This window comes from Sorangium sp. So ce145 (genome assembly GCF_051525985.1).
Classification (GTDB): Bacteria; Myxococcota_A; Polyangia; order Polyangiales; family Polyangiaceae; genus Sorangium; species Sorangium cellulosum_B.
Genome location: NZ_CP150315.1, coordinates 7715523 through 7740427, shown reverse-complemented (window position 1 = coordinate 7740427; position 24905 = coordinate 7715523). Strand labels below are relative to the sequence as shown.

The window sequence follows — 24905 nt, the reverse complement described above, 5'->3', positions numbered from 1 at the left end:
CTGAGACGATGCTCCTCCGGCTTCGCCGGAGGATCATCGTCTCAGGCGCGTTCGGCGGGGCCCCCGCGCCGCGCGGCGGACCCCCTCTCCCGGGGCCGGGCAGCCCGGCAGGACCTCACTGCGCCTGAACCGCCCCGAGCTCCGCGATCTCCTGCTCTAGCTGTTCCCACTCGGCCATGAGCGCGTCGATGCGCGGGCCGAGCGCCTCGTCTTCGGCCTGGAGCGCCGCGATCTCGGCCTGCCCGGTGCGCTCGAAGAAGCCGTCGCTGCAGTAGAGGTCCTGGATCGCCTTCTTCCGCGCCTCGGCCGCCTCGATGGACGCGAGCACCTTGTCGCGCCGCGCGGGCAGCTCCTTCTGCCGGTTGCGACGCCGCTTCTGCTCCTCCCAGGAGCCGCCCGCCTCCGCAGGCGCGGCCGCCTTCTGGTGCTCGCGCTTCGCCTTCAGCACCACCGTGTCGGCGTCGAGGTGATCGTCGCCGCAGCCGGCCAGGTACTCCTCGTAGGTGCCGGGGAAATCGCGCGGCCCGCTCGGCGTCACCTCGAGAATGCGCGTCGCCAGCTCGGAGACGAAGTAGCGATCGTGCGAGACGAAGAGCACCGTCCCCTCGAACGCCTTCAGCCCCTCGACGAGCCCCTGGATCGCCTCGAGGTCGAGGTGGTTGGTCGGCTCGTCGAGCACGAGCACGTTGGGCCGCTCGACGATGATCCGGCAGAAGATGAGCCGCGCCGCCTCGCCGCCGGAGAGCGAGCCGACGCTCTTCTCGACGTCGTCGCCCGAGAACAGCGCCCTGCCGAGCTGGCCGCGGACGTAGCTCGGCGACTCGTCGGGGCACGCCGCCCACAGGAAGGAGAGCGGCGTCATCGACCCGTCGACGAGCAGCTCGCGGTGATCCTGGGCGAAGTAGCCGACGCGGGCCTCGTGCCCCCACGACGCGCCGCCGGCGTCGGCCGCGAGCCGGCCCACGAGGATCTTGAGCAGCGTCGATTTGCCTAGCCCGTTCGGCCCGATCACCGCGACCCGCTCGCCGCGCCGCACCGACAGCGAGACGTCGCGCAGCACCTGCTTCGCGCCGTACGACTTCGAGATCCCCTTCGCCTCGAGCACGTCGCGCCCGCTCGGCCTCTGGATCGCGAACCGGAACAGCGGCGAACGGCGCGACGTGTCGGCGAGCTCCTCGACCTCGATCTTCTCGATCTGCTTGAGCCGGCTCTGCGCCTGGCGCGCCTTGGTCGCCTTCGCGCCGAACCGCTCCACGAACGCGCGCTTGTCCGCGATGATCTTCTCGGCGCGGGCGATCTCGGCCTGCTTGCGCTCGCGGATCGACCGCTTCTCGACGACGAAGGCGGCGTAGTTTCCCGTGTAGAGCGTGATCGTCTCGTAGTCGACGTCGAGGATGTGCGTGGCGACGTTGTCGAGGAAGCGCTGGTCGTGGGAGATGACGACCGCGCAGCCCTTGTAGCCGGCCAGGAACCTCTCGAGCCAGCGGATGGAGAGGATGTCGAGGTGGTTCGTGGGCTCGTCGAGCAGCAGCACGTCCGCGCCGCCGAGGAGCACCTGCGCGAGCAGCACGCGCAGCTTGAAGCCGCCCGAGAGCGTGGAGAGCGGCCTCCGGTGCGCCTCCACGGGGATGCCGAGCCCCTCGAGGACGGCGCTCGCGCGCGCCTCCAGCGTGTAGCCGTCGTGGGCGCGGATGCGATCCTCCAGGTCCGCCACCCGGCCGGCGTCGCCGCCGTCCTCCGCGAGGCGGCGCGACTCGACGAGCGCCTCCCACACGACGCGATCGCCCATCATCGCGAGATCCAGGATGATCTGGTCGTCGCTGAGGAACCGGTCCTGCCGGAGCACCCCCACGCGGGCGTCCTTCGGGATGCTGACGCTCCCGTCGCTCGCGGGCTCGTCGCCCGCCACGATCTTCAGGAAGGTGGTCTTCCCCGAGCCGTTCGCGCCCACGAGGCCGTAGCGGGATCCGGCGTTCAGCTTGAGCGAGACGCCCTCGAAGAGGGTCCGATCACCGAATGATTTCGCGAGGTTCGAGGTTCCGAGCATGGCGCTGTGGGGGCTTGGGTCGCGGCGCGCGGGGCGCGGGGTGCAGCGCGCCGGGGCGGCGCGCCTCGCGGGGCGCTGTCAGCGGCGCGGCGGGGCGCAGAGGCATAGCACCGCGCCCCGCGCGGGAGCCGGTGATCGTGCGCGGCGCGCGTCCGGCTGGCGGGGAGGCCCGCCGGCCGGACGCCGGCGCGTCAGTTGATCTCCGGGCACAGGATCTTGTCCGAGGCGGCGTCTTTGTTGTTCCCGTCGTTGCACTCGTCGATCGCCTCGTCCGGATCGACGACGGCGTAGATCAGGATCGACAGGTTCGACGGGAACTTCTCGATGGTGGCGGTGAGACTCTCGCTCGCCCCTGGCGCGATCGGCCCCGGGATGACCTCCTCGTGGAGCGCCGTCCCACCCTGGCCGGGATCGCCCGCGTAGTACCGGATCCGCACGTCGCTGGCCGGCGCGGAGCCGGCGTTGGTGACGGTCGTCGGGACGTCGACCTGCTTCACGGCGCACTTGTTGGTGTTCACCCGGCCGATCGCGATCTGGAGGTCCGGGCGCGCGCTGCCGGCGTCGAGGGGCGCGGTGAGCGCGTTGTTGTCCTCGTGGCACTCGCGCTCGACGGCGTCCTCGTCCACGACCGCGCGCACGCGGGCGGGCAGCGTCTGCTGCGCGTTGTGCGCGGCGCTGTAGCTCACCGTCAGGAGCAGCGAGCTGTGCGGCTCGATGCTGCTCTGGAGGACGAACTTCAGCGGGGCGAGGTCCTCACCGTAGAGCGGCTCATCAACGTCCGGCGTGTCCCACTCGCCGTAGAAGTTGATGGCGACGCCGGGGCCCACGCGGAGATCACCGAGGTTCTCGACGCGCACGGTGATGGCGACCTCGTGGGTGAGCTCGCCGCAGGTCGCGTCCGGGGACGAGACCTGGATGCCGCTCAGCGCGAGATCCGGCGCGATGCCGTACGACCGCGGGTTCGAGCGGTAGGTGTTGTAGGTGCGGCCGCCGTACGCCTTCCAGCTCTCGGGCTCCTTCAGGGGGATGCCGCCGCTCTCGAGCACGTTCGTCACGTGGTAGCTGTGCTGGTTCCAGATGCGGCGCGCCGAGACCCAGAGGTCGTTCTGCGCGCCCCAGACCTCGAGGCCGTTGTTGTAGTCGGTGCCTTGCGAGCAATGGGTCGATTCGTTCGAGGTGCCGAACACGATCTCCGCGTTGCCGTCGTTGTCGACGTCCGCGACGATCGGGTACTCGGACCGGGTGCGGCTCGGCGAGGGCACCTTGAACAGGACGTCGGCCGTCACGCCGTCGTAGATGCGGAAGTAACACTCGTCGTTGTAGATGACCTCGGCGGCGCCGTCGCCGTTGAAGTCGAACACGCTCGACCCGGTGGTGCGGCTCGAGTCGTCCTCGGTCAAGCGCTGCCAGCCGTTGTGGTAGCAGACGCAGGTGCCCCGCTGCTGGTTGCACGTCGCAGCGCCCGGGGCGCCGCATTCCTCGTCCGTGGTGCACGGCTTCCCGTTCGGGGTCCGCTCCGGGTTGCCCTGCAATCCCGTGACCCCGTCGGTGAGCGCGTTGGGCCACGCCGGGCACTCGGCCGTCGGCGCCTGGAGATCGAACATCATGTAGCGGAGGCCGAACGCCGTGCCGACCTCGGGGAAGCCGTCGCCGTCGAAGTCGTCCACGTTCGGGGCGCCGCCGTCGAAGTTGGTGCCCGCGGCCGTCATCACCTGGCGGCGCTTGATGGTGCCGTTCTGCCCGTTGAGCACGAAGAAGTACCCGTTGTTGAACAGGATCACCTCCGGGCGCTTGTCGAGCGGGTTGCTCGGCCCGGGTGCGGCGTCCTGGTCCTCTCCGAGGACGTCGGCCACGGCGCAGAGGCCGTCGCGCTGCTCGAGCGGGATCCCGGCCGTGCCGTTGACGGTCTGCCCGTCCCAGACCTCGATGAGCTTCCCCTCGCAGTACGCCGTCGCCTCCTTGTCGGTGTACGGCGGCGCGCACCCGGCCCTGCTCGTCACGCCGGGCGGCGGGCGGGGCAGCCCATAGGCGGTGCTGCCCGCGACGATCTCCAGCCGGGGGTCGTCGTTGAGGTTCGCGACGCACGCGATGGGCCCGAGCCGGTTCTGCTGGTTCGCCGGAGACCCCTGTATCCCTTGAGCCTTGTCGCCCTTGAAGTGGTCGACGATGGAGAGCTCGCGGGTCGCCTCGTCGACGCGCAACGTGAACACGTTCGGCCCGACCACGATCTCCGGGAGCCCCTCGCCGTCGATGTTGGCGAGCGCGGGCGACGGCTCGTTGTAGCCCGTCCAGAGTACGTCCGTGAGGACCTTGGTCTCGCCCGTGTTGCTGAAGATCTGGAGCCCTGTCTTCGTCACCTTCGTGGAGCCCTGCATCTCCACGACGGCGGTGATCGCGACGATCTCGGGGACGCCGTCGCCGTCGAGATCGCCCACGGCCAGCCCGGCGGTCGGCATCAGCGTCGCGTCGGCGCAGGCGTAGGGCGCGTCGATGGGGTCGCCTTCGTGCCAGACCTGCGCGCCGAGCACCGCGAAGTAGTTCTCTCCCTTGCGGGGACCGCCGCCGTGGATCGCGCGGAGGACGCCGTGCTCGCCGAAGTCCGAGCCGCAGAACGTCGTGAAGATGATCTCGGGGAAGTCGAGCTCGTTGATGAGCCCGTCGCCGTTGTCGTCGTCGAGGTTGGCGACGAGCGGCGTCATGACGGTCTGCGCCGAGGTCTTGAACGGGCTGTTGGCCGCGTCGGAGTTGGCGCGGTTCTCCCCTCCCCACTGGATCTCGCTCTGCGGCAGGGCGCCAGCGAACGGCTCCGGCGGCAAGAGGCACGTGGGCGCGGCGCCCGTGCCGGAGCAGGAGCCGACCTCGCAGGAGGCGTAGGTGGGGCAGTCCCAGTCGTCCTCGCAGGGGCAGCTGGCGGTCCCGGCGCCGTCGTCGGTGCACTTGCTCTCGAAGTAGGCCGATCCGCCGCACGTGAAGAGCTCGCTCGTGGTGCTGCCGTTCGACACGCACAGCAGGAGGCTGTCGCCGTCGCACGTCCGCGCGCCGGCCGTGCAGGCATCGACGACGCAGATGGTGCCGTCGCAGAACTGGTTGAAGGCGCACTCGAGATCGCTCTGGCAGGCGATATCGACGCAGCGCGCGCCTCCGTCCGGGGGCGTCTCGCACACCTCGGTCGCGTCGCAGGTGAGGTCGTCGCACGTGTTGTCGACGCAGGTGCCTTGTCCGTCTTCCTCCTCGCAGTGCTGGTCCTCCTGGCAGCTCACGCCCTCACAGCCACTTTCGCCGCCCGCGCCGCCCGAGGAGGCCATCGACCCGACGAACCCGCCGCCATCGCCCGAGCTGCTGCTCGTGCCGCCGGTGCCCCCGCCGCCATCGCCGGGTGGCAGGACGACATCCGGATCACCGCCGCAGGCCGCTGCAGCGAGCAAAAACCAAGGAAGGGCGCGGGGAAGCAACCGCCGGGGGCACGTGGGCATGAGGCGATTGTACGAGCGCGCTGTCGGCATGGAAGCGCGTTCGCGCGCAGGATCGTGCGGCGAGTGGGAGCTCTGCCCACGATGGCCACGATGGACGTCGCTTTGCGGCAGGGGGCAGCAGCGCGGTGGAATGGGCGCGCGGACCGCCCCGGGGCTCGTGGGGACGGCCGTGCCGGGGAGGGGCCGGGCTCAGCGGGCGCGCGGGAACGACGGTTCGACGTGGCGACGCCGGCGTCGCTGCCCTGTCACGAGCCGGCCCAGAGCACCGTGGCGCCGTAGCGGGTGAGCAGCTCGTCCACGGTGACGAGCGCTGCCCCTTCGCAAAGCGCCTGTGCCACGAGGAGGCGATCGAAGGGATCTCGGTGATGGTACGGCAAGGCCGCGGACGAGATCGCGTGACGGGAGGTCACGGGGAGCTCGATCCCTTCGAGCGCGGCGATGACCCGCGGGACGAGGAGCTCCGGCCTTTCGGGGAGCGGGAGCTTGCCGATAGCGTGCTTCACCGCGATCTCCCAGGCGCTTGCGGCGGAGATCAGGAGGGTGTTGTGAGGATCCTCGATGGCCTGCCGGGCCGTCGTGGCGATGCGCTCCGGCGTGAGCGCAGCCCAGAGCCACACATGGGTGTCAAGGAGCAGCTTCACGTCTCTCCATCTCCCTCGAAGGCGTGAAGCATGTCCTCGGGCAGGGGAGCGTCGAAATCGTCAGGGACGTCGAACAGGCCTCGGAGCGCCCCGAGCTTGCGCGCCGGCGGCGTGAGGCTGCGCGGGGCCGACTCCTCCTCGAGGATGATCACCTCGACGTTCTTGCCCGCGAGCGACGAGAGCTCCGGGATGTGGAGGATATCGGAGGTGACCTGGGTGCGAATGCGGATCGCGTTGGCCATGGTGGGCAGGAGGGACTGTAGCGCACGTCAGGAGTCTCGCGGCGCGCCGCTGTCAGAGTGCGGCGGCAAACGGGAGCGGAAGGGACCTCCGGGCGCGCCGAGCTGCCGCGATCTCATCCGCCTCCACCCGTGGAGCACCGGGAATGCCGGGCTCGCCGGTCCGCGCCTCACGCCCCCCCGCTCTCCAGCGCCTCCTGCAGCGCGCGCACCTCGCGGGCGAACGCGGGCTCGGTGCGCAGCGCGGCCGTCCGCTGGTCCGGCAGCGAAAGCGTGCGGTCGGCGACGACGCGCGCCGGCCGCGGGGACAGGACGACGGCGCGCTCGGCGAGGTAGGCGGCCTCGGTGATCGAGTGGGTCACGAAGAGCACCGTCATGCCGAGCTCGGCCCAGAGCGCGCGGAGCTCGTCGTCGAGCCGGCTCCTCGTGAGCTCGTCGAGCGCGGCGAACGGCTCGTCGAGCAGGAGCAGCCGCGGGCGCGTGATCAGCGCGCGGGCGAGCGATACGCGCATGCGCATGCCGCCGGAGAGCTCGGCCGGGTACCGCGCGCCCGCGTCGGCGAGGCCGACCTGGACGAGCGCCGCCCGCGCCGCCGCGCGGCGCTCGTCGAGCGGCGCGCCGGCGAGCTCGAGCGGCAGCGCGGCGTTCTCGAGGACGCTCCGCCAGGGCAGGAGGTGGGCGTCCTGGAAGACGTACGCGAGGGGCGCGCGAGCGCCGCCCGCGCCGCGTTCGCCGCCCGGCGCCTCCTCGGCCTCGACGACGGCCGCGCCGGCGTCGGCGCGGTCCAGCCCGGCGACGAGCCGCAGCAGGGTGGATTTGCCGCACCCGGAGGGCCCGAGCAGCGCGACGAACGCGCCAGGCGCGATGTCGAGATCGATGCCGTCGATCGCGATCACGCCGGGGGCGCCGTCCCTCGCCGCGCGGCCGGCGTCGTCCAGCACCGGGAAGACGCGCCGGACGCCGGTCAGCCGCACGCGGACGCCGCCGCTCGCCCTGGCCCTGTTCGTCTGCATCTGCGCCCGGCGTTCTATCCGCGCCGCCGCCGGTTGGCCAGGCGCTCTTGCGCCGCGCGCCCGCGCGCCCGCGCGGAGCCGCCGAGCCCGCGGAGCCGCCGCGCCCGCGCCGAGCCGCCGCGCGCAACACCCGTCGCCCGCGCCCTCAGCTCGACGAGGCCGTTCGCACGCAGCGGAAGCCGCCGCCGGCGAAGCGGTAGTGCGCCTCGAAGCTCGTGCGCGCCCAGGTGCGGAGCGACTGCGCGCCGTACATCCACGAGCCGCCGCGCATCACGAGCAGCGGCCGGTCCGAGGGCCGCGTGTTGCGCGGGTTGTGGGAGGGGCCGTCCGCGTAGAAGTGCGGATCGTCGTAGTCCTCGCACCACTCCCACACGTTGCCGGCGAGGTCGAGGATGCCGTAAGGAGAGGCGCCCCCCGGCAGCGAGCCGACGGGCACCGTCCCGCCCTCGCGGTTGTCGTAGTTCGCGCGCGTGGGCCCGGGCTCGGCGCGCCCCCACGGGTATTTGCGGCCGTCGGTGCCGCGCGCGGCCTTCTCCCACTCGGCCTCGGTCGGCAGGCGCTTGCCGGCCCAGTTGGCGTAGGCCCGCGCGTCGTCCCACGACACGTACACCACGGGGTGGTCCTCGAGGCCCGCGGGGATCTCGCCGCGCCTGAAATGGGCGAGGAGCCGGCTCGCGTCGTCGTCGTCGGGGCGGTACCCGGTCACGTCGAGGAACGCCTTGAACTGGCGGTTCGTGACCGGCGTGCGATCCATGTAGAACGCGTCGACATGGACCTTCCTGCGCTGCTGCCCGCTCAGGAACGGCCCGCCGGGGACCAGGATCATCTGCTCGCCGGTCTTCTCGCGGACCGTCGGCGCGAGCTCGCGCCCGTCGGACGAGGGCCGCGACGGGGCGGGCGAGAACTCCGAGAGCGCCTCGTCGAGCCGCGCCCGGAACTCCGCGCACGACGCCGGCCTCCCCGCCGGGTCCTTCGACAGCGCGTCGAGCACGAGCCGGTCGAGGGCCGGCGGGAGGTCGGGGCGCAGCGACGAGGGGGGCGCCGGGGCGTCGGCGACGTGGGCCATCATCACGGCGAAGTGGTTGGGGCTGTCGAACGGCACCTGCCCTGTCGTCAGCTTGTAGAGCGTCACGCCGAGAGAGTAGATGTCCGAGCGCCGATCCGCGGCGTGGGGGCTCTTCACCTGCTCTGGCGACATGTAACAACACGTCCCGAGGAACGCGCCGCTCAGCGTGTACGTCGTCCCCTCCAGGATCTTGGCGATGCCGAAGTCGACGATCTTGGGGGAGAGGCCGTCTTTCCCGGTCGTGACGAGGATGTTGTCGGGCTTGAGATCGCGGTGGATGATGCCCATGCGGTGCCCCTCGTCCATCGCGTCGAGGACGCCGCCGAACAGCGCGCGGATCTCCTGGAAGGGGATGCGCCCGCGCCACCGCTCGAGGTGCCGCACCAGCGTCGACCCGTCGACGTACTCCATGACGATCGCGAGCAGGTGATCGCGCTCGACGAAATCGTAGACGGCGACCACGTTCTCGTGGCTCCAGGAGCGGAGCACCCGCGCCTCCCGCGCGAACCGCCGCCGGATCTCCGGGTTGCCGCAGAGGTTCGAGTGCAGGCATTTGACGGCGACGACGCGCTCGCGCGCCCGGTCGTGAGCGCGGTAGACGACGCCCATGCCGCCCTCGCCGAGCGTCGACTCGATGCGATAGACGCTGATCTCCGTCCCGGGCAAGAGCCGCACCGGCGGCAGCGGCAGGGAGCTTGGCGGCAGCCCGACGGCGCCGAGCTGCGTCGCGGGGAACGCCGTCGCGGCGAGGGCGGGGCCGGGATCCGGCGCGGCGACGAGCTGGCCGCACGAGGGGCAGAAGCGGGCGTTCTCCGGGAGCGGAGCGCTGCAGCCGGCGCACCGGGGAGGGGAGTCCTGGCCCATCGGTGGCCCGGGAGTCTCGCACAGGTCGGGGCGGCCGTGGGCGGCGAATGTGCGGCGCGCGGGAGCCGGTGACATCGACGGAGGTGATGGTAGATCCGCTCCATGGACGACTGGCTCCACCGCGCGCCGACCGCCTTTGGCGGCAAGCGCATCTTCCGGCTCGGGCTCGCGGCGAACTACGGCATCGACGAGGGCGGGGTGCGCGCGGCGATGGACCGCGGCGTCAATCTCTTCCTCTGGACGATGCGCTCGGGCGGGCTCGGCAACCCGCTGCGCGAGGCGCTGAAGGGGCGCCGCGACAGCGTGGCGGTGGTCGGCTTCGCGCAGCTCGGCTGGTTCGGCTGGGGCGTGCGCCGGGGCGCGGAGAAGCTGCTCCGGGAGCTCGGGACCGATCACCTCGATGTCTACCTGCTCGGCTGGCTCGGCGTCGGGTCTGCCTGGACGAGCGCGACCGAGCGCGAGCTCGTTCACCTGCGCGAGAGCGGCAAGGTGCGGGCGCTCGGGGTGAGCATCCACGACCGCCCGCGGGCAGGCCGCCTGGCCGGGTCGTCGCCGCTCGACCTGCTCATGATCCGCTACAACGCCGCGCACCCCGGCGCGGAGCGTGACATCTTCCCGCACGTGCGCGACGCGAAGCCGAGCATCCTCGCCTACACGGCGACGGCGTGGCGCCGGCTGCTGAAGCAGCCGAAGGGCTGGGATCGCCCGGCGATGACGGCCGGCGACTGCTATCGATTCCAGCTCTCCAGCCCGCACGTGGATCTCGCGCTGACGGGGCCGAAGAGCCGGGCCGAGGTGGAGGAGAACCTCGACGCGCTCGCGAAGGGGCCGCTCACCGCGGACGAGCAGGCGTGGATGCGGGAGTTCGGGCGCGCCGTGCACGGGTGAGGAGGAGGCGTCGGTGGATCGGCTGATCATCGCGAGCACCATTGTTCTGCCGCCGGAGGCGGCGCGCTCGCTCTCGGAGGGCGTCGCGCCGCACGCGCTCGAGCTGGCCGCGGCGCGCTCCGCGAAGAACCTCGCCGTCGTCGCGCCGGATCCGCTCGTCCTCGGCGCCGAGGTCGTCTTTGGCCAGCCGCACCCCGACGACGTGCGCGCGGCCCCGCGGCTCCGCTGGGTGCACCTCAGCACCGCGGGGTATGCCCGCTACGACGTGGCGGCGGTCCGCGCCGCGCTCGCCGCCCGCGGCGCCGCGCTGACGACGAGCAGCGGCGTCTACGCCGATCCCTGCGCGGAGCACGCGCTCGCGTTCCTGCTCTCGGCCTCGCGGCGGCTGCCCGAGTGCCTCGAGAACCAGCGCGGCCCGCGCGGCTGGCCCGACGCGCACGTGCGGTCGCGGAGCGCGCTCCTGCGCGGCCGGCGGGTGCTCCTCCTCGGCTTCGGCGCGATCGGCCGCCGCCTCGCCGAGCTGCTCGCCCCGTTCGAGGTGGAGCTCTGCGTCCTGCGCTCTCGCCCCCGCGGTGATGAGCCTTTCCGCGTGGTCGTGAGGGAGGAGCTGGGCGACGCGTTCGCCTGGGCCGATCACGTGGTCTCGAGCCTGCCGGAGGCCGAGGGCACGCGGCGGCTGGTCTCGGCCGCGCTGCTCGCGCGGATGCGTCCGGACGCGTGGTTCTTCAATGTCGGCCGGGGCGTCACCGTGGACCAGGCCGCGCTGATCGAGGCGCTCGAGGCGCGCCGGATCGCGGGCGCGTACCTCGACGTGACGGATCCCGAGCCGCTGCCGCCGGACCACCCGCTCTGGCGCGCTCCGGGTTGCGTCATCACGCCGCACACGGCCGGCGGGCGGCGCGAGGAGCCGATGGCGCAGGTGGAGCATTTCCTGGCGAACCTGCGGCGGTTCGAGCGGGGGGAGCCGCTCGTGGACAGGGTGATCTGAGGCGGCGCGCGGGCGCGCTCGCGAAGGTGCGACGAGCTCTTCTGCGCCTCGCCCGATCGGTCGTTGGCACGCAGGCGGGCGTTGCGCGTCCAAGCGCGTGCGTGCCATGGAGGATGTGCGACCCATGAACGACGACGAGCACGAGCCGGCGATGGCTGGCGAGAACGCGGTGGCCCGTCTGTTCGAGGCGGCGGATTGTGACGTGTCGCAGGCGGCCGGCCGCGAGCCGGGCAGCGTGGACTGGTTCGCGACGCCACGGAAGGGCCTGGGGCGGCGGAGGACGTACTTCCGGGTGTGGACGCGCTGCCCCGAGGACATCGACGTGGCGCTGGCGGAGCTCGACGACAAGCGTCGAGCGACGGCGGCCGATCGTGCGCTCGGGGTCGTGATGGTAGGTGGCTTGCTGCCTGGATACAGCGCAGACCTGGAGGCAGGTCGCTGCGCCGTGCTCACGTACCGCCGACTGGTGCTGGAGGTCTCAGGGATTGCAGACAGCGTGCGCGAGCATGTGCTGGCGTATGGAGCGAGAGCCGAGCCAGCGCTGTACTTGCCGCGGCGTGTCGACGATCGTGAGAGGGCATATCCCGACGCCGTGGGTTGGATCAAAGAATGGGTGCGTGGCAGGCCGACGTCCCCCATCATTTTGCTCTCACGTCACGCGGCCGACCGCTCCGCGGTCGTCGAACAGGTGATTTACGAGATCGGCGCGCGGTTCGTGAGCGAGCCGGACGACACGGTGCTCCTTTCGAGACAGGCTCCGGTCGGAGCGGCGAGCCTGGCTTACGCGCTTGGATTTTCCGTTCTGGTGCACGAGGACATCCGGCTCTTGCATTCGCATCAGCCGTCATTGGCCTGTCTAGAATACTCGGCGGTCAAGAGCTACGAAAGGTCCGTCCGCGACTATCTGCCGGGAAAATATGTAAGTCTGTCGACTCCCTCGTCGATCGATGTTGAACGCTGGTTTGAGGCCCGGCTGGGCTCGCCGGCCTTGAATGCTCGGTTTCTCTCAGCCCGTGAACGTGAGCCTGAGTTCAGAAGGCTGACTGATGCATCTGCGAACTTGCGGCCAATGTTGGATGCCGTGCTCGATTCTCGGGGTGTCTCGTCGAGTGGCATCGCGCAATGGATCGCGTACGTGGTCCACGACTACATCTCCACCGTCTTGCGTGGAGCTCTTCGGGACGAGACGGCTTCTCCGGCGCAGCTCGTGCCGCTGGAAGACGCGGCGCTGACCCAGTTCTCGCTCGGGTGGATCTCCATCGAACCTGGACGCCAGCTCGTCTCGCATCCGGCACGGGGCCCTGAACGAGAGCAGATTTTGACGTGGCACGAGGAAGGCAGCCATGGCCGCTTCCAGATGAATACCCTGATCCGCGACTATCTGATCGCACGCCGGCTCGCGCGCGAGATCCTCGCCGGCAACGTCGGATCTCTGAGTCGACACCAGTTCCCGAGAGAATATGTGTTCCTGTTTCTGTCGATCCTCTCACCGGAGGCGGCGGCCCGGTTCGCGGAGGGGCGCGGCGTCGAGGTCCGCGCCGAGATCGAGGCCGAGGTGGAGCGCCGCCTCCAGCTCACGCTTGCTCATCAGCTCAAGCGCTCCGTGGGAGCGATCTTGATGCACGTGCAACATGTCCGGGAGAACCTCGGCGCCGCAGACGTCGCGAAGTTCGACTATGAGTTCCGTCGCATCGACGAAGAGCTCGCGTTCCAGTCGGCGCTCGCCGAGCAAACCGGGCGATGGCAGGAGGTCCCGAACGATCCCCCGGAGGGCCTCGCCCTCCACGAAAACGTGGTCGACGCCGCGGCGCCGCTCCGGCAGAAGTACCCGGACGTCGTCTGCGAGATAGATGTCTCCGTCGCGCTCGCCGTGAGGGCCAGTCGCGCGGGGCTGCGCGAGATATTCCACTGCCTGACGGAGAACGCGTTCCACGCGGTCGCGTCCGCCCCCGCGCCTCGCGTAGGGATCCGCGCGACCCACGAGGGCGACACCGTCCGCCTCGACATCGTCGACAACGGCCCCGGTATCCGCGCGGAGGATCGGGAGCGCATCTTCGAGCCCTATGTAACGACCAAGAAGGGCGGCGATCAGCCGCTCGGTACAGGGTTGGGGCTGGCCATCGCGCGGCGCTATGCGGCCCGGCTCGGCGCCTACGTGGGGCTCGACCCAGAATGCGAGGGCACCTGCTTCTTCGCGCGGTTCGTCACATGGAGGGATGCATCATGAACGACAAGAACGCCCCGAAGGTGCTCCTGGTCGAGGACAACAAGGCTACTGCCGGCGACTTCCTGCGCCTGCTCCAGCTCAACGGGTTCACGGCCGAGCACGCCCTCGATGCCGCCGAAGCGCTGAACAAGGCCGCCGTGTTCTCCCCCGACGTGGTCCTGCTGGACCTGCAGATCCCCTCTGCCCCGGGCCTCTCCGACGAGGACGTCGAGCACGGCTTCCGCGTGCTCGACGCGCTCCTCGCCGCTGACCCGTTTCGCCCCGTGTGCATCGTGACCGCCCACAACCAGCCCGAGCTCATCCGCCGCGCGATGCGGCGGACGCACGGCGCTCCGTTCGTCTTCAAGGACGACGATCTCCGCCGGGCCGTGCCGAAGGCTGTGAACGTCGCCCTCGCCAGCCCGGCCTTCAGGATGAGCCGTACCGTTCGCGAGTTCCGTGCGCTCGTCGATAGGAACGAATCCGAGGACGCCTATCGAAAATTCATCCACCAGCACTGGGGTGCGATCCTCGGCCCCGAGTACCAGGACGTCCGTTCGCCGTACCCGATCACGCGCGGCGGGGAGATCGATCTCCTCGCGATCCGCTGGGACGGTTTCCCTGACCTCTGGGAGCTCAAGCGCCCGAGCGACCCTGTTTTCAAGGACTACAACGGCTGGCTCCATCACAGCCTGGAGTGCGCCCGGGCCATAGGCCAGCTCATGTCCTACTACGATGCGGCGGAGAAGGAGCCCCGCGGGCCGCTCGGGTACGACGGGCGCCGGGGCATCACCGTGCACCTCCAGCGCCCCCGCGGCTTCGTCGTGATCGGGCGCTATCAGAGCGATGCCGAGCGCGAGCGTCTTCGCCTCGAGAACGGCTTCCTCGCCGGCCTCGCCATCCTGACGTACGACGATCTCATCGAGCGGGCCGAGCAGTTTCTCACGTTTCTCCAGCAGCACCGGAACGGCGACGATTCCCCCACATAACCCGCTCTCTGCGTCTGCGACGCCATCCGCCGCTTGAAATCGCCTTCCCCGGCGCACAGTCGCCCGCTTCAAGGCTTGAAACGCCCGACTCGGTCACCGATCTGGCGATTTCAAGCCTTGAAACGGCTCTCCCGGCCGCCCGGTCGGCCGTCTCAAGCCTTGAAACGCCCCGCTGGGCCGCCGAGTCGGCCGTCTCAAGCCTTGAAACGGCCGACTGGGCGACCGAGTCGCCCGCTGCAAGGCTTGCATCAAGCCTTGCAGCGGGCCGCGGGCTCACGCGTCCGGCGAGGCCCCCGGCTGGGCGGACGGCGCGTCCGGCGCGGCCGGCTGGCCGGGCGGGAGCGCGTCGCTGACGCCGGTCGCGCGGTGGACCTCGGCGAGATCGTCGAAAATGTGCGGCAGGAGCTCGGGCTTGCCCAGGTGGGCGAGCAGTCCGCGCACGAGGCTCTTGTTGGCGTTGTAGACACCCAGCCAGGCCTCGCGCGCGGTCGACACCTCGGGGCCGAGCTCGATGCGCTCGACGCGCGTGGCGCGCTGCTGCCGCTCGACGACCCCGAGCTTCTCGTGCACCTCCCTGAGCTCGGTCAGCCATACGTCCGCGCCCCGGACCTTCTCGCGCTGCCTCTCGAGCTCGTCGGCGATGTGCCCGACGGCGGCGGTGAGCTTGGTGATCCGCCGGCGCGCGAGGACGCTCGGCATCTCGCCGCGGAAGAACAGCCTTGGATCGACCGGCCTCCCCTTGAGCGAGTCGAGGTACGAACCGAACCGCACGATCACGTCGCGCGCCTCGTCGAGGACCTCGGCGGTGTCGAGCTCCGGCGCCGGCCTGGGCTGGCGATCGAGGACGTCGGACATCGCCTGATCGGCGAGGAGCTGCTTGCCCATCGCGAACTCGACCATGCCGTCGAGGGCAGCGACCTTGCCCATCAGGACCGCGGCCATCTGCTCGCGCGCGAACTTGCCATAAATCTTCGTCTCGAAAGGATCGATATAGGGGTCTGCCATAGGCGCCTCCTTGGGTTGAGCAAAACGCACTGATGTTGGCAGAGCCCGAGGGGCCATGGCAATGGCTCATGGCCTCATCGAGACGGAATGGCACGAATCGGACGCTCTGCGGGGCTGACCGGGCCGCGGCCCCCCGTATCAGTTGCGGTGCGCCGCCGCCCGCAGCCGTCGCAGGAGCGCCTCGCGGTCTCCTGCGTAGGCGCCTCGCGGGAAGTCGCGCCGGTGTTGCTCGAGCAGGAGCCGCACGGCGTCGTGGCGACCGGCGGCGAGCCCCGCGAAGGCCTGCCGGATCAGCCGGACCTCGGAGGAGGGCAATTGGACGCCTTCGCCCCGACGAGGGCCGGGCGGGTATCGCGGGCTCGGCGAGTCGCGGCGCGCGGTCGTGAGGGCGCCGCTCACGTCGCTTTCGGCCCGCTCCTTCGAGGGCACCTCCGGGCCCGAGGGGACGGCGCTGCCGCGCTGAGCGGGCCATGCGGCCTGCGGGGAGCGAAGCGCGACCGCATGGGCGCTCGGCGGCGGGATCTCGCCGCGCCCGCCGGGGGCCAGCAAGGCGAGCGCGCCCGCCACGACGCCGGCTGCGGTGCTGGCCGTCGATCGGCGGACAGCACGTGTGGATGCCAGCGACGCGTTCCACGAGCTCGCCGCCGGGCGGGCCGCGCCGTGAGACGGCGCGCGCCGGAAGGCGCGGCGAGCCCGGTCGAGCAGCCGCCGCAGCCGGCCTCCGTCGAGCGGCCCCGAGGAGGCGCGCGCTTCGGTCGCGCCGAACGCGAAGGCGAGCGGCGCAAACAAGGCTCCACGGCCGCGTCTCCGCGCTCGCCAGCGCCGCGCGGCGGCGTCGAGGCTCAGCCGCGCGAGCCGGAGGTCGTTCCACACGGTATTGCGCGGCATCGCGAGCTCCTCGGCGATGTCCTGGACCGCCTCCTCCTCGAGGTCGTGCGCGACGAGGATCGCGCGGCGCCGCGGAGGGACCTCCCGGAGCAGATCCGCGAGGATGTCGCTCTGTTCCGCCTCGATGAGCCGTGTCTCGGAATCCGGCGCTCGGCTGCAGAGGCCTTCCAGCGCCTCCTCCGGCCACAGCTCTTCGTGCCGGCGATGGGCGCGATTGCGCTCGTTGGAAGTCAGGTTGAACGCGATCCGCAGGAGCCAGGTGCGCACGGTGGCGATGCGGGGATCGTACCGGGGCAGCGACCGCGAGGCGCCGTGGAAGATCTCCTGGACCAGGTCGTCTCGATCCGCGCCGCGGAAGCCCTGGCGCTCCACGTAGCGGCGGACCGTCTCCAGATGCTCGGCCATGATCGCCTCGATGGTGAGCGGTGCTTCCGCGGCGGTGCTGTCGGTCTTGCGAGACGATTTCCCCATGCCTGCGTGTTACCTGGCGAGCTCGTTCGACATTTGAAATTCGGCATGTCGGGCTGAGCCGAGGCAGGCCTGTGGCGCGAGCGCTCGGCGCGCCGCGCAGCAGGGCGAGCATTCTCGCGGCGCGACCCGAATTGCCTGGCAGTCGAGTCGATTCCGTCACTTTCTCCGGGCCAACGCGGCTTGACAGAAAAAAGAGTCGACGCGTAGTATGCCGCGGAGATGGCGTCCACTGGACGGTTGCTCCTCGCCGTGGTCGCCGCAGCTGTCGTGTGGAGTCGCGCGGCGGTGGCCGCCGGGGAGCAGCCTTCTGCTGGACCGTCCGGAGCGGCCATGATGCGCTCCGAGGCCGAGGAGGCATTCGCGCGGGGCGAGAAGGCGCGGCGCGCGGGGCGGTGGGAGGACGCGGAGGCGGCGTATCGCGCGGCGTGGAAGGCGGATCCGCGGCCGGAGTTCGCGGGGGAGCTCGGGCTGTCGGAGCTCGCGCTCGGGCGGTCCCGGGACGCGGCGGAGCACCTGCGGGAGTCGCTGCTGGTTCCGGAGACGCTCCAGCCGGCGGTGCAGCGGCGTTTCCGGGCGGGGCTCGAGAAGGCGGAGCGCGAGGTCTCGTCCGCGACCGTCGCGGTGAGCCGGCCCGAGGCCGAGGTGTTCATCGACGGCCGGTCGATCGGCCGCGGACAGGGGATGTACTTCGTCTATCTCGATCCGGGGCGGCACGAGGCGCGCGGCAAGCTCGAGGGATATGTCGACGACGTCTATCCGTTCGAGGCAGAGCGGGGAAGGGAGTCGATGGTCGGCCTTCACCTGGAGTCCAAGCCCCCGCCGCCGGCTGCGCCTGCGCCGGTTGCGTCTGCGCTGACCGCTACGCCGGCTGCGCCTGCGCTGGCCGCGGTGCCCGGGGGGCCGTCGGCGGGAACGGTGTTCCGCGTCGGCGGGATCGCGCTCGCGTCGGCCGGGGTTGTGCTGGGCACGGGCTTCGCCGTGGCAGCGGCGGTGCGCGGCGGGGAGGCGGAGGCGCAGGCTGCCCAGATCCGCCAGCGCAACGGGGCGGCGGCGTGCTTGTCCAAGGCATACGCCGAGCCGTGCGGTGTGCTGCGCGAGATGATCGACGCGCGCGACACCCTGAAGGCCGCCGCATGGGGGAGCTTCATCGGCGCCGGCGTCGCCGGCGCGGTCGCGCTCTCGTCGCTCCTGTGGGCGCCGGCGCCAGGAAAACGCGCCGTGCGCGCGGCGCCGCTCGCGGCTGCGCATGGCGGGGGCGTGATCTTCTCTGGCAGCTGGTGAGGCTGCGCCGGAGCCGGAAGGAGCGGTGCTGATGCGGAGCGTGCGGCAGAGAGGGCTGGCAGGGCTTTGGCTCCTCGGCTTCGGAGGGGTGGCGGCGGCCAGCGGGTGCGGCGGCGCCGGGGCGTACGACTGCGCAGAGGCGGTCGCGTGCGAGATCCGGAACGACGACGGCACCAGCAACGGGCACTGCTGGGGGCAGTGCGTCCACGCGCCGCCGGACTCCTTCGGAGCGCCGAAGCTCGTCTGGACGGGGCCCGAGGTGCTCGCGCCGACGTCGTGTGCCGAGCTCGTGCGGATCGTCCCCGGGACCGGCGAGCGGATCCCGTTCGGCGGCGCCACGCGGACGCTCTTCGCGCGGGCCATTCCGGAACCGGCGCACGACTGCCCCGCCTGCGCGTGCACGGCGCCGGCGTGCGCGCTCCCGCAGATCGTGACGGCGAGGTCGATCGAGGCCTGCGGCGACGGCAGCTCGGGGACGCAGACGTCGTTCCTTCTGCCGGCAGGCTGGGACGGATCGTGCATGTCGCCTGGTACGGTGACGGCGGAGCAGCTCGGCTCGCTCTCGATCGGCCCGGCGATCTGGGAGCCGTGCACGCCAATCGTGGCCGACGAGCCTCCGCAGCCGCTCGCGGGAGGCGTGGGCGAGGTCGCCGTCGGGTGCAGCGGTGTGGTGGAGAGCAAGCTGTGTCCGGACGAGGCGGAGCTCTGCATGCTCGAGCAGCAGCCGGCCCACCTGCCCGACGGCTGGCGCCACTGCATCGTCGGGAGCGGTAATCTCGGCTGCCAGCAGCCCGAGGGAGGGGCGGACCCTCGGAAGATCTTCTCGGACAGGCTGGGGGTGTTCTATGAGGACCTGGTGACCGCGCCCGCGTGCTCGCCGTGCACCTGCGAGGCGCCGGCGACGAGCCGGTGCGAGGCGCTCGTGGTCGCCTGGGAGGACGGCGCCTGCAGCGACATCCTCGTCGGCGTCGATGTGGCCGAGCGTGGGATCTGCCTGGTTCCTGAGCCTACCTCCAGCTTGGCCAGCGTGAGCGCAACGTGGCTCTCGAACGAGCCCGGGACGTGCAAGCCGACGCGCGGTGAACCCATCAAGGACGATGTGGTCGCCAGGGCCAAGACGGTCTGCTGTCTGCCGAAGGCGCTGGAGGCGCCGTGACGGCCTGGTCGAGAACACCGGCGAGCGGCGGGCGCGCCGCCCGCGGCAGGAGCCAACCGAAGGTTCAGGGGGTAGGGGCTCCTCGGGAGCGCGTGGGGAAGGCGGTGAGGTCGCGATGACTTGGAACGGAAGATGTTGGCTCCTGCGCGCGTCGATCTCGCTGTCGCTGGGGGGCCTGGGCGGCGCGCTGGTCGCGGGCGGCTGCGGGAGCGCGGAGCCGCCGTGCGGCGAGCCGTGGAATCCCTGCCTCATCACCAACGAGGACGGCACGAGCAACGGCGTCTGCGGCGGGAAATGCGTGATACAACCGATGGACAGCTTTCACAAGCCGATGCTCCTGTGGATCGGAGACGCTGACGACCCCGAGCCGGCGTGCGAGGACCTCACCGGCTTCGACCTCCAGAGTCACGACACGGAGCAGATCGCCCCGAGGACGTCCTTCCGGTTCCGGACGCTGCTGCCGGGCGACGAGCCCTGTCCCACGTGCAAATGCAGCGTTCCGTACTGCCGCATGCCTGGGATCGTGGCGGCGCACTCGGACGCCTCGTGTGAGAACACCCCCGCGGAGACGCTCCGGCCGTTCAATCCGCCCTGGAACTGGCAAGGCGAATGCACGTCTCCGGGGACCGTGCCGGCAGAGGAGTTCAGCGCGATCTGGATCGCGCCGGTGCCGGATGGCTCGTGCACGCCGTCCGCCGAGGGCGAGCCCTCTCCGCCGAAGAGCCCTGCGAAGATTGCGGTCGCGTGCAGTGGCGTCGTGTGGAGTAATTCGTGTCCGGAGATCGGCGACGTGTGCATGGTCAACCAGCAAGAGACCAACGTACCCCCCGGGTGGCGGTACTGCATGATCGCGCAGTACGAGGGGCCTCACGAATGCTATCCGCCCGCCGGTCCCGGGGAGCGGCCCAGGTTCTCGGACAAGCTCACCTTCTATGACCGGGACCTCACGCGGGGCTGCGCGCCGTGCGTCTGCGTGCCCAGCCGCACGCCGAGGGAGTGCGTCGCGCGGGTGAGCGCCTACTCGGATCGCGCGTGCAGCGAGGGCGCGCTCCTCGGGACGACGACGGTGACGGAGGGCAGGGCGGATCGCTGCCTGCTTCCCGAGGAGGAGGGTGCGGCGCTCGGCAGCATCCGCGCCGAATGGGACGTCAACGAGCTGGGGCTCTGCGAGCCAGCCGGCGGCGAGCCGTACCCGACCACCGTCTGCTGCCTGCCGGAGCCCGAAGGATAAGGATGATGATGCGATGCTGGGCTACACCAAGGGCGCAGCCTGAGCGCGACGTGGGGGGCAACGAGCCCCGGCGCTACCCTCCAGAGGGCGGGCGCCCGGGGGCGAGCTGAAGCGCGAGGGGGCGGAGACGATCTGCGGCCTCGCGGTGGCCATCGGACGGATACTTCTCCTGTACGCTCGCGATGCGCCGGGCGCGAGCTCGCCGTTTCCTGGAACAAGGAGGTCGCTCAAATGACACGCAGGGTTCAGCTTCGGATCGTCCTCATCGCTTCTTTCTCGCTCTTGCTCTCGTTCGTCGGTATCCGCCCGAGCGCCGCTCGATCGAGCTTGCCCTACTGGACCGAGATTCCGCAGGGCGGCGCCATTCCCAACGCCATCTGGGACGGCGCGAGCGCCTATCACCAGGGCATTTTCTACATCTTCGGTGGGTTGAACGGGACCTACCCGAATGACGAGCCCGTGGCCGATTTCAGCGCCTTCGACGTCGACACGCTGACCTGGTACGACCTCGGCCAGTACCCAGGCGGGCCGTCCGCCAGGGCCGAGTCGATGATGTGGTGCGTCGCCGAGGAGGACGCGCTGATCGTCTCCGGCGGGAGAGGTCCTTTCCGGCGCGGGCTCGACCTCACGCACCAGGACACGTTCCGGTTCGATCCGGTGCACGGGTGGACGCAGATCGCGCAGAGCGCGGCCGAGATCGGGCGCGCCAACCGCTCCACGGAGGCGGTCGCCGTGCGAAAGAAGGGGAAGCACAAGACCGTCGCCTACGCCTTCTCGGGCTCGTCGTCGACGCTGCCGGCCTTCATCAACCGTCCTGACGGCCTCCAGCACGACCTGGTCCGCTACAAGAACGGTTGGAAGCAGGTCGCGACCGGCTCGCCCGCGCCACGCGCCCGAGCCCACCATCCGCTCGTCTACTCCGAGGGCTGGAACGCGCTGCTCGTCTATGGGGGATACACGAACGACGCCGTGAACGGGACCGGCCTGTTCACGCCGGAGAACTACCTCGGCGACCTCTGGTGGTTCGACGTCGGCACGGAGACCTGGGATCAGCTCGTCTTCGACGAGGCCGCCGGACCGGGCCACCGCGACAACGCGAAGCTGATCGCCGATGAGCACAACGACCGCATCTGGCTGTTCGGGGGCAGCCAGTTCGACGGTACCACCCTGTCCGATCTCTGGTACTTCGATCTCCACACCGGGACCTGGACCCGCGTGGACACTGCGATGACGGGGCCGGCGCCGGCGCCGAGGTTCGGCCAGTTCTACTTCACTCGCAAGACCGCCACGGCCTACGAGCTGTACATCTTCGGGGGAGCGACCGCGGAGTTCGCGCCGGTGCTGCTCAACGACATGTGGAGATTGACGATCCCCCTCGCCTGCGGCGGCTGATCGCGCGCGTCGTCACGCCCTGGCCGCGACGCTCGCGTTCATCGGCGCGGTGACCACGGGCGCGCGCCCAGCTGGAGGCGCGCCGGCAGGAGGCGCTCAGATCAACGTCCAGGCGGCGCGGGCTGCCTTGCCGACGAGCGCTGGGCCTCGACCGCGCGCAGTCCCGCTCCTCGCTAGAGCGGGCGGCCGATCCGGGCACGGAGCTGCGCCCGGACATCCTCTGGAAGCGAGCGCAGGTAGTCGTCCGGCAGCAGCCGTAATGCCTCGTCGGGCATCAGGAGGAGCCGCTGCCCAGGGGTCAGCCCCGCGGCCCGCTGCTCGGGCGGCATCCCTGCGAGCCGCTGCTCGGGGGTCAGCCCCGCGGCCCGCTGCTCGGGCGGCATCCCTGCGAGCCGCTGCTCGGGCGGCACCCCTGCGAGCCGCTGCTCAGGGGTCAGCCCCGCGGCCCGCTGCTCGGGCGGCAGCGCCGCCAGCAACTCGTCCACCGGCAGCGCCGGCAGCAGCGTCTCGATCGGCAGCTTCTTCAGCAACGTCCGCAGCACCTCGTCAAAGCCTTCCAGCTCGCGCATCGCCATCGCGATCTCCTCCGCACCGACCTGCTCGGCCAGCCAACGGCGCGCCTCGACCGTCCGCGCCGTGCCGTGACCGAGCAAGTGTAGCAGATCGTCGCCCTCGGCCTCGGCCACCGTGGCGAGCTCGACCACGTACAGCGCGAACGCTGCTCCCTGGAGGTGCCACTGGCAACTCCGGTGCAGGACAAGCAAACAGGAGCGCGAGAGGCGTCTCAAGGTCCTTGTCGCATCGTTCTCATCGCTTTACGAGGACAGGCAATCTTTCATCATGCTTTCTTCAGGAGCAGGTGAATCGTGGCGATACCCGGGCACCACGCGACCCAGCGGCAGCGGGCTCGGTGGGGCGCCGCTCGCGGTGAGCCCCAGCGTTCTTTGACGTCGCACGTCGCACGTCGCACGTCGCCCGTCGCACGTCGCACGTCGCACGCCGCGGCGCCCTCTTCCCGCCTACTTGGCGAAGATCGACCCGTTCCAGACGTACCGCGCCGGCTGCGCTCCCCCCCACGGCAGCAGCAGCGGCTCGAAGCCGCCGACGGGCGCCTTGTCCTGGTTGAAGGGGTAGGTCTGCTCCGTCCACTCGACGGCCTTCCCCGGGGCGAGCTCGATCCCCATCTTGTCGCCCACGCGCACGAACTTGAGCTCGCCGGCGATCTTCTTGTCGCCGACGCTGCGCGCCACCTCGGCCGCGAAGATGCGCTGGATGCTCTCGCCGTCGACCCGGAAGATCATCACGACGTCGCGGTCCACGGTCCCGCCGCCCGCCTCCTTGGGCGCGGCCGCGCGGACGGTGCCGTGGACGATGATCTCCGCCTTGCCGTCGCCGGTGAGATCGAGCGCGCGCACCGAGCGGATGTCGGCCGGGGACGCGAACTGCGCGAGCGTCATGAACGCGTACCCCGCGCCGCCCCGGAACCCCTTGCCGAACACCACGATGTCGCGGTCGTGCAGGAGCACCCGCTCGGGCTCCTTGCCGCCGGCCACGTCGGCGCCGAGGTCGAACCGCGGCTTGCTCGACGAGGCGCTGCGGTCGCGCCGGTAGAGGGCGTACACCTTGTCGAGCATCTCGGCCGGCGAGAGGCCAGCCGGCTTCGGCGCGGCCCGCGCCTCCTCGGCCCTCGCCGGCGCCGGGCGCGGCCCCGCGGCGCCCGCCTGCCGCTGCTCGCTCGCCTTGGTGAACACCCCGCCGGTCAGCTTGTAGAGCTGCGACTTGATCGGCCCCCACGGCAAGAGCAGCGGGTCGTACGTCGTCTCGACCCCCTCCGCGTAGTTGCTCGCGTCGTACCGGGTCGCCTTGCCCGGCTCCACGCGGATCGCCATCTTGTCGCCGTCCGCCACGAAGTCGACGTCGTTGACGACCGAGCCCTTGTCCGTCGCGATCGCGATCTCGTGCTGGAAGATCGGCCTCGGCGTGTCGCCGGCGCCGAACTGGAGCACGTGGATCACCTCGCGGTACTTCGTGCTGCTGCCGGAGCGCTTCCGCAGGATGAGCTCGGCCTGGCCGTCGCCCGTCAGGTCGCGCGCCGTGAGCGACGGCACCATCCCGTCCTTGGCGTCGACCCCGAGGTCCTCGAAGTAGTACTGCGCGCCCTTCCGGAACCCGGGGCCGAGGACGATCAGGAACCGCTCGTGGACGAGCACCCGCTCCCGCATCCCGTCGCCGGCCACGTCGGCGACGAGGTCGTAGCTCGCGCGGCCCTGGATGCCCTTGCTCCGGAGGAGGCCGTCGGTGAGGGCGAGCTCCGGCTCGGTCGCGAGCGGCGACAGCGACCCGTACGCCTCCGAGGCGGCGCTGCCGACGACGGCGTCGACCCCTCCGCCGTCGTCGTCGTGGACGAAGAGCCCCGCCCGCAGCCCGACCCGGGTCGTCGCCGCCTCGGGGAACGCCGTCCAGGGGACGCTCGCCTCCAGGGTGTACCCCCCGCTCCGGGGGGCCTCGATGACCCTCGCCCCGGCCACCGCCTTGCCGCCCGGGACCTTGACGCTGCCCGCGGTCTTGCCCGGCTGTCCCGGGTAGAGCGCGACCTCCTGGACCTTTCCGCCCGGGAACCCGATCACGACCTTCACGTGATCGGCGCCGCCTCGCAGCGCGTCGTCGGTCACGTCGGCCGCCACGTAGATCCGCGCGTCGTCGTAGGCGATGGCCACCTGCGCGGCCAGATCGGTCTTGCTGGGCTTGCCCTTGATCTTGAGGCCGAGCGAGGTGAACGCCACCGGCCACTCCTTCGGGATCCCGTCGAGCTTGAGCCATTTCGACTCGACGAGCGGCGCCGCGATCGGCGCGCCGGCGGCGAGGGCAGGGGAGGGGGCGGCGGCGGTCAGCGCCGCCAGCGCGACCGGCGCGAGCGCGGCGAGGCGGGAGCCGGAGGCATGAGCCCCCGGCGCACGAAGGTGGTGTGATTTACGTCTCATAAGCTCGGGTTTGGACGCCTCTCCGCGCCCGCTTGTTCTTACCACGAGCACTTTCTTTCCGGATCGCTCCGCGTCGCCCACCCGAG

At 71.1% G+C, this 24905-nt stretch carries 18 protein-coding genes; 8 read left to right on the top strand and 10 right to left on the bottom strand.

What is annotated here, in order from left to right; translation table 11 throughout:
- Positions 1-115: 115 nt before the first annotated feature.
- The 6 genes from WMF34_RS28350 to WMF34_RS28325 form a co-directional block, all read right to left on the bottom strand.
- A complete protein-coding gene (locus tag WMF34_RS28350; protein ID WP_012238121.1) occupies positions 116-2047 on the bottom strand; it encodes an ABC-F family ATP-binding cassette domain-containing protein in 1932 nt (643 codons plus the stop codon).
- A 191-nt stretch (positions 2048-2238) separates the two neighbouring features.
- Entirely contained in the window at positions 2239-5520 is a 3282-nt protein-coding gene (locus WMF34_RS28345; protein ID WP_437989751.1) for a CARDB domain-containing protein, read from the bottom strand.
- Positions 5521-5765: 245 nt separating this feature from the next.
- Positions 5766-6161, bottom strand: coding sequence for a type II toxin-antitoxin system VapC family toxin (locus tag WMF34_RS28340; protein WP_437542399.1), 396 nt, complete (start codon positions 6159-6161; stop codon positions 5766-5768).
- Positions 6158-6403 carry a type II toxin-antitoxin system prevent-host-death family antitoxin gene (locus WMF34_RS28335; RefSeq protein WP_437989750.1) on the bottom strand — a complete coding sequence of 82 codons (246 nt, stop codon included), beginning with the start codon at positions 6401-6403 and terminating at the stop codon, positions 6158-6160. The genes WMF34_RS28340 and WMF34_RS28335 overlap by 4 nt, the downstream gene beginning before the upstream one ends.
- Before the next feature lie 167 nt (positions 6404-6570).
- Positions 6571-7413 (bottom strand): ABC transporter ATP-binding protein, encoded by an 843-nt coding sequence (locus WMF34_RS28330; RefSeq protein ID WP_012238119.1) that lies wholly within the window; start codon positions 7411-7413, stop codon positions 6571-6573.
- 145 nt (positions 7414-7558) lie between these two features.
- Positions 7559-9343, bottom strand: coding sequence for a bifunctional serine/threonine-protein kinase/formylglycine-generating enzyme family protein (locus WMF34_RS28325; protein WP_012238118.1), 1785 nt, complete (start codon positions 9341-9343; stop codon positions 7559-7561).
- A gap of 102 nt (positions 9344-9445) precedes the next feature.
- On the opposite strand from WMF34_RS28325, the gene WMF34_RS28320 reads away from it, so the two are divergent.
- The 4 genes from WMF34_RS28320 to WMF34_RS28305 all read left to right on the top strand — a co-directional run bounded on the left by WMF34_RS28320 (position 9446) and on the right by WMF34_RS28305 (position 14414).
- The gene (locus WMF34_RS28320; RefSeq protein ID WP_437989749.1) at positions 9446-10231 is read left to right on the top strand and encodes an aldo/keto reductase; all 786 of its coding nucleotides are present in this window, start codon (positions 9446-9448) and stop codon (positions 10229-10231) included.
- A gap of 13 nt (positions 10232-10244) precedes the next feature.
- On the top strand, positions 10245-11219 hold the full coding sequence (locus WMF34_RS28315; protein ID WP_437989748.1) for a D-2-hydroxyacid dehydrogenase: 975 nt from the start codon (positions 10245-10247) through the stop codon (positions 11217-11219).
- 124 nt (positions 11220-11343) lie between these two features.
- On the top strand, positions 11344-13446 hold the full coding sequence (locus WMF34_RS28310) for a sensor histidine kinase (protein ID WP_437989747.1): 2103 nt from the start codon (positions 11344-11346) through the stop codon (positions 13444-13446).
- Positions 13443-14414: a Shedu anti-phage system protein SduA domain-containing protein gene (locus WMF34_RS28305; protein ID WP_437989746.1), complete on the top strand. Its 972-nt coding sequence runs from the start codon at positions 13443-13445 to the stop codon at positions 14412-14414. The genes WMF34_RS28310 and WMF34_RS28305 overlap by 4 nt, the downstream gene beginning before the upstream one ends.
- A gap of 273 nt (positions 14415-14687) precedes the next feature.
- Here WMF34_RS28305 and WMF34_RS28300 read toward each other — a convergent pair whose 3' ends face one another.
- Together WMF34_RS28300 and WMF34_RS28295 are read right to left on the bottom strand one after the other, a co-directional pair.
- Positions 14688-15419, bottom strand: a complete 732-nt coding sequence (locus WMF34_RS28300) for a hypothetical protein (RefSeq protein WP_012238113.1) — start codon at positions 15417-15419, stop codon at positions 14688-14690.
- 138 nt (positions 15420-15557) lie between these two features.
- Positions 15558-16778, bottom strand: coding sequence for a sigma-70 family RNA polymerase sigma factor (locus tag WMF34_RS28295; RefSeq protein ID WP_437989745.1), 1221 nt, complete (start codon positions 16776-16778; stop codon positions 15558-15560).
- 330 nt (positions 16779-17108) lie between these two features.
- On the opposite strand from WMF34_RS28295, the gene WMF34_RS28290 reads away from it, so the two are divergent.
- The 4 genes from WMF34_RS28290 to WMF34_RS28275 all read left to right on the top strand — a co-directional run bounded on the left by WMF34_RS28290 (position 17109) and on the right by WMF34_RS28275 (position 21838).
- Positions 17109-18059 carry a hypothetical protein gene (locus WMF34_RS28290; protein ID WP_437989744.1) on the top strand — a complete coding sequence of 317 codons (951 nt, stop codon included), beginning with the start codon at positions 17109-17111 and terminating at the stop codon, positions 18057-18059.
- A gap of 31 nt (positions 18060-18090) precedes the next feature.
- Complete coding sequence (locus WMF34_RS28285) at positions 18091-19215, top strand: hypothetical protein (RefSeq protein WP_012238110.1); 1125 nt, start codon at positions 18091-18093, stop codon at positions 19213-19215.
- A 115-nt stretch (positions 19216-19330) separates the two neighbouring features.
- Positions 19331-20446, top strand: a complete 1116-nt coding sequence (locus WMF34_RS28280) for a hypothetical protein (protein WP_012238109.1) — start codon at positions 19331-19333, stop codon at positions 20444-20446.
- A 231-nt stretch (positions 20447-20677) separates the two neighbouring features.
- Entirely contained in the window at positions 20678-21838 is a 1161-nt protein-coding gene (locus WMF34_RS28275) for a Kelch repeat-containing protein (RefSeq protein WP_012238108.1), read from the top strand.
- Between the two features lie 173 nt (positions 21839-22011).
- On the opposite strand, the gene WMF34_RS28270 is transcribed toward WMF34_RS28275, so the two are convergent.
- Complete coding sequence (locus WMF34_RS28270; RefSeq protein WP_437989743.1) at positions 22012-22542, bottom strand: hypothetical protein; 531 nt, start codon at positions 22540-22542, stop codon at positions 22012-22014.
- A 315-nt stretch (positions 22543-22857) separates the two neighbouring features.
- Complete coding sequence (locus tag WMF34_RS28265) at positions 22858-24819, bottom strand: sugar-binding protein (RefSeq protein ID WP_437989742.1); 1962 nt, start codon at positions 24817-24819, stop codon at positions 22858-22860.
- Positions 24820-24905: the final 86 nt, after the last annotated feature.

What these genes read in the sequence shown, in the direction of transcription:
- WMF34_RS28350 (WP_012238121.1), bottom strand. Translation starts at nt 2,047, where the DNA reads ATGCTCGGAACCTCGAACCTCGCGAAATCATTCGGTGATCGGACCCTC.
- WMF34_RS28345 (WP_437989751.1), bottom strand. Translation starts at nt 5,520, where the DNA reads ATGCCCACGTGCCCCCGGCGGTTGCTTCCCCGCGCCCTTCCTTGGTTT.
- WMF34_RS28335 (WP_437989750.1), bottom strand. Translation starts at nt 6,403, where the DNA reads ATGGCCAACGCGATCCGCATTCGCACCCAGGTCACCTCCGATATCCTC.
- WMF34_RS28330 (WP_012238119.1), bottom strand. Translation starts at nt 7,413, where the DNA reads ATGCAGACGAACAGGGCCAGGGCGAGCGGCGGCGTCCGCGTGCGGCTG.
- WMF34_RS28325 (WP_012238118.1), bottom strand. Translation starts at nt 9,343, where the DNA reads ATGGGCCAGGACTCCCCTCCCCGGTGCGCCGGCTGCAGCGCTCCGCTC.
- WMF34_RS28320 (WP_437989749.1), top strand. Translation starts at nt 9,446, where the DNA reads ATGGACGACTGGCTCCACCGCGCGCCGACCGCCTTTGGCGGCAAGCGC.
- WMF34_RS28310 (WP_437989747.1), top strand. Translation starts at nt 11,344, where the DNA reads ATGAACGACGACGAGCACGAGCCGGCGATGGCTGGCGAGAACGCGGTG.
- WMF34_RS28305 (WP_437989746.1), top strand. Translation starts at nt 13,443, where the DNA reads ATGAACGACAAGAACGCCCCGAAGGTGCTCCTGGTCGAGGACAACAAG.
- WMF34_RS28300 (WP_012238113.1), bottom strand. Translation starts at nt 15,419, where the DNA reads ATGGCAGACCCCTATATCGATCCTTTCGAGACGAAGATTTATGGCAAG.
- WMF34_RS28295 (WP_437989745.1), bottom strand. Translation starts at nt 16,778, where the DNA reads ATGGGGAAATCGTCTCGCAAGACCGACAGCACCGCCGCGGAAGCACCG.
- WMF34_RS28290 (WP_437989744.1), top strand. Translation starts at nt 17,109, where the DNA reads ATGATGCGCTCCGAGGCCGAGGAGGCATTCGCGCGGGGCGAGAAGGCG.
- WMF34_RS28285 (WP_012238110.1), top strand. Translation starts at nt 18,091, where the DNA reads ATGCGGAGCGTGCGGCAGAGAGGGCTGGCAGGGCTTTGGCTCCTCGGC.
- WMF34_RS28280 (WP_012238109.1), top strand. Translation starts at nt 19,331, where the DNA reads ATGACTTGGAACGGAAGATGTTGGCTCCTGCGCGCGTCGATCTCGCTG.
- WMF34_RS28275 (WP_012238108.1), top strand. Translation starts at nt 20,678, where the DNA reads ATGACACGCAGGGTTCAGCTTCGGATCGTCCTCATCGCTTCTTTCTCG.
- WMF34_RS28265 (WP_437989742.1), bottom strand. Translation starts at nt 24,819, where the DNA reads ATGAGACGTAAATCACACCACCTTCGTGCGCCGGGGGCTCATGCCTCC.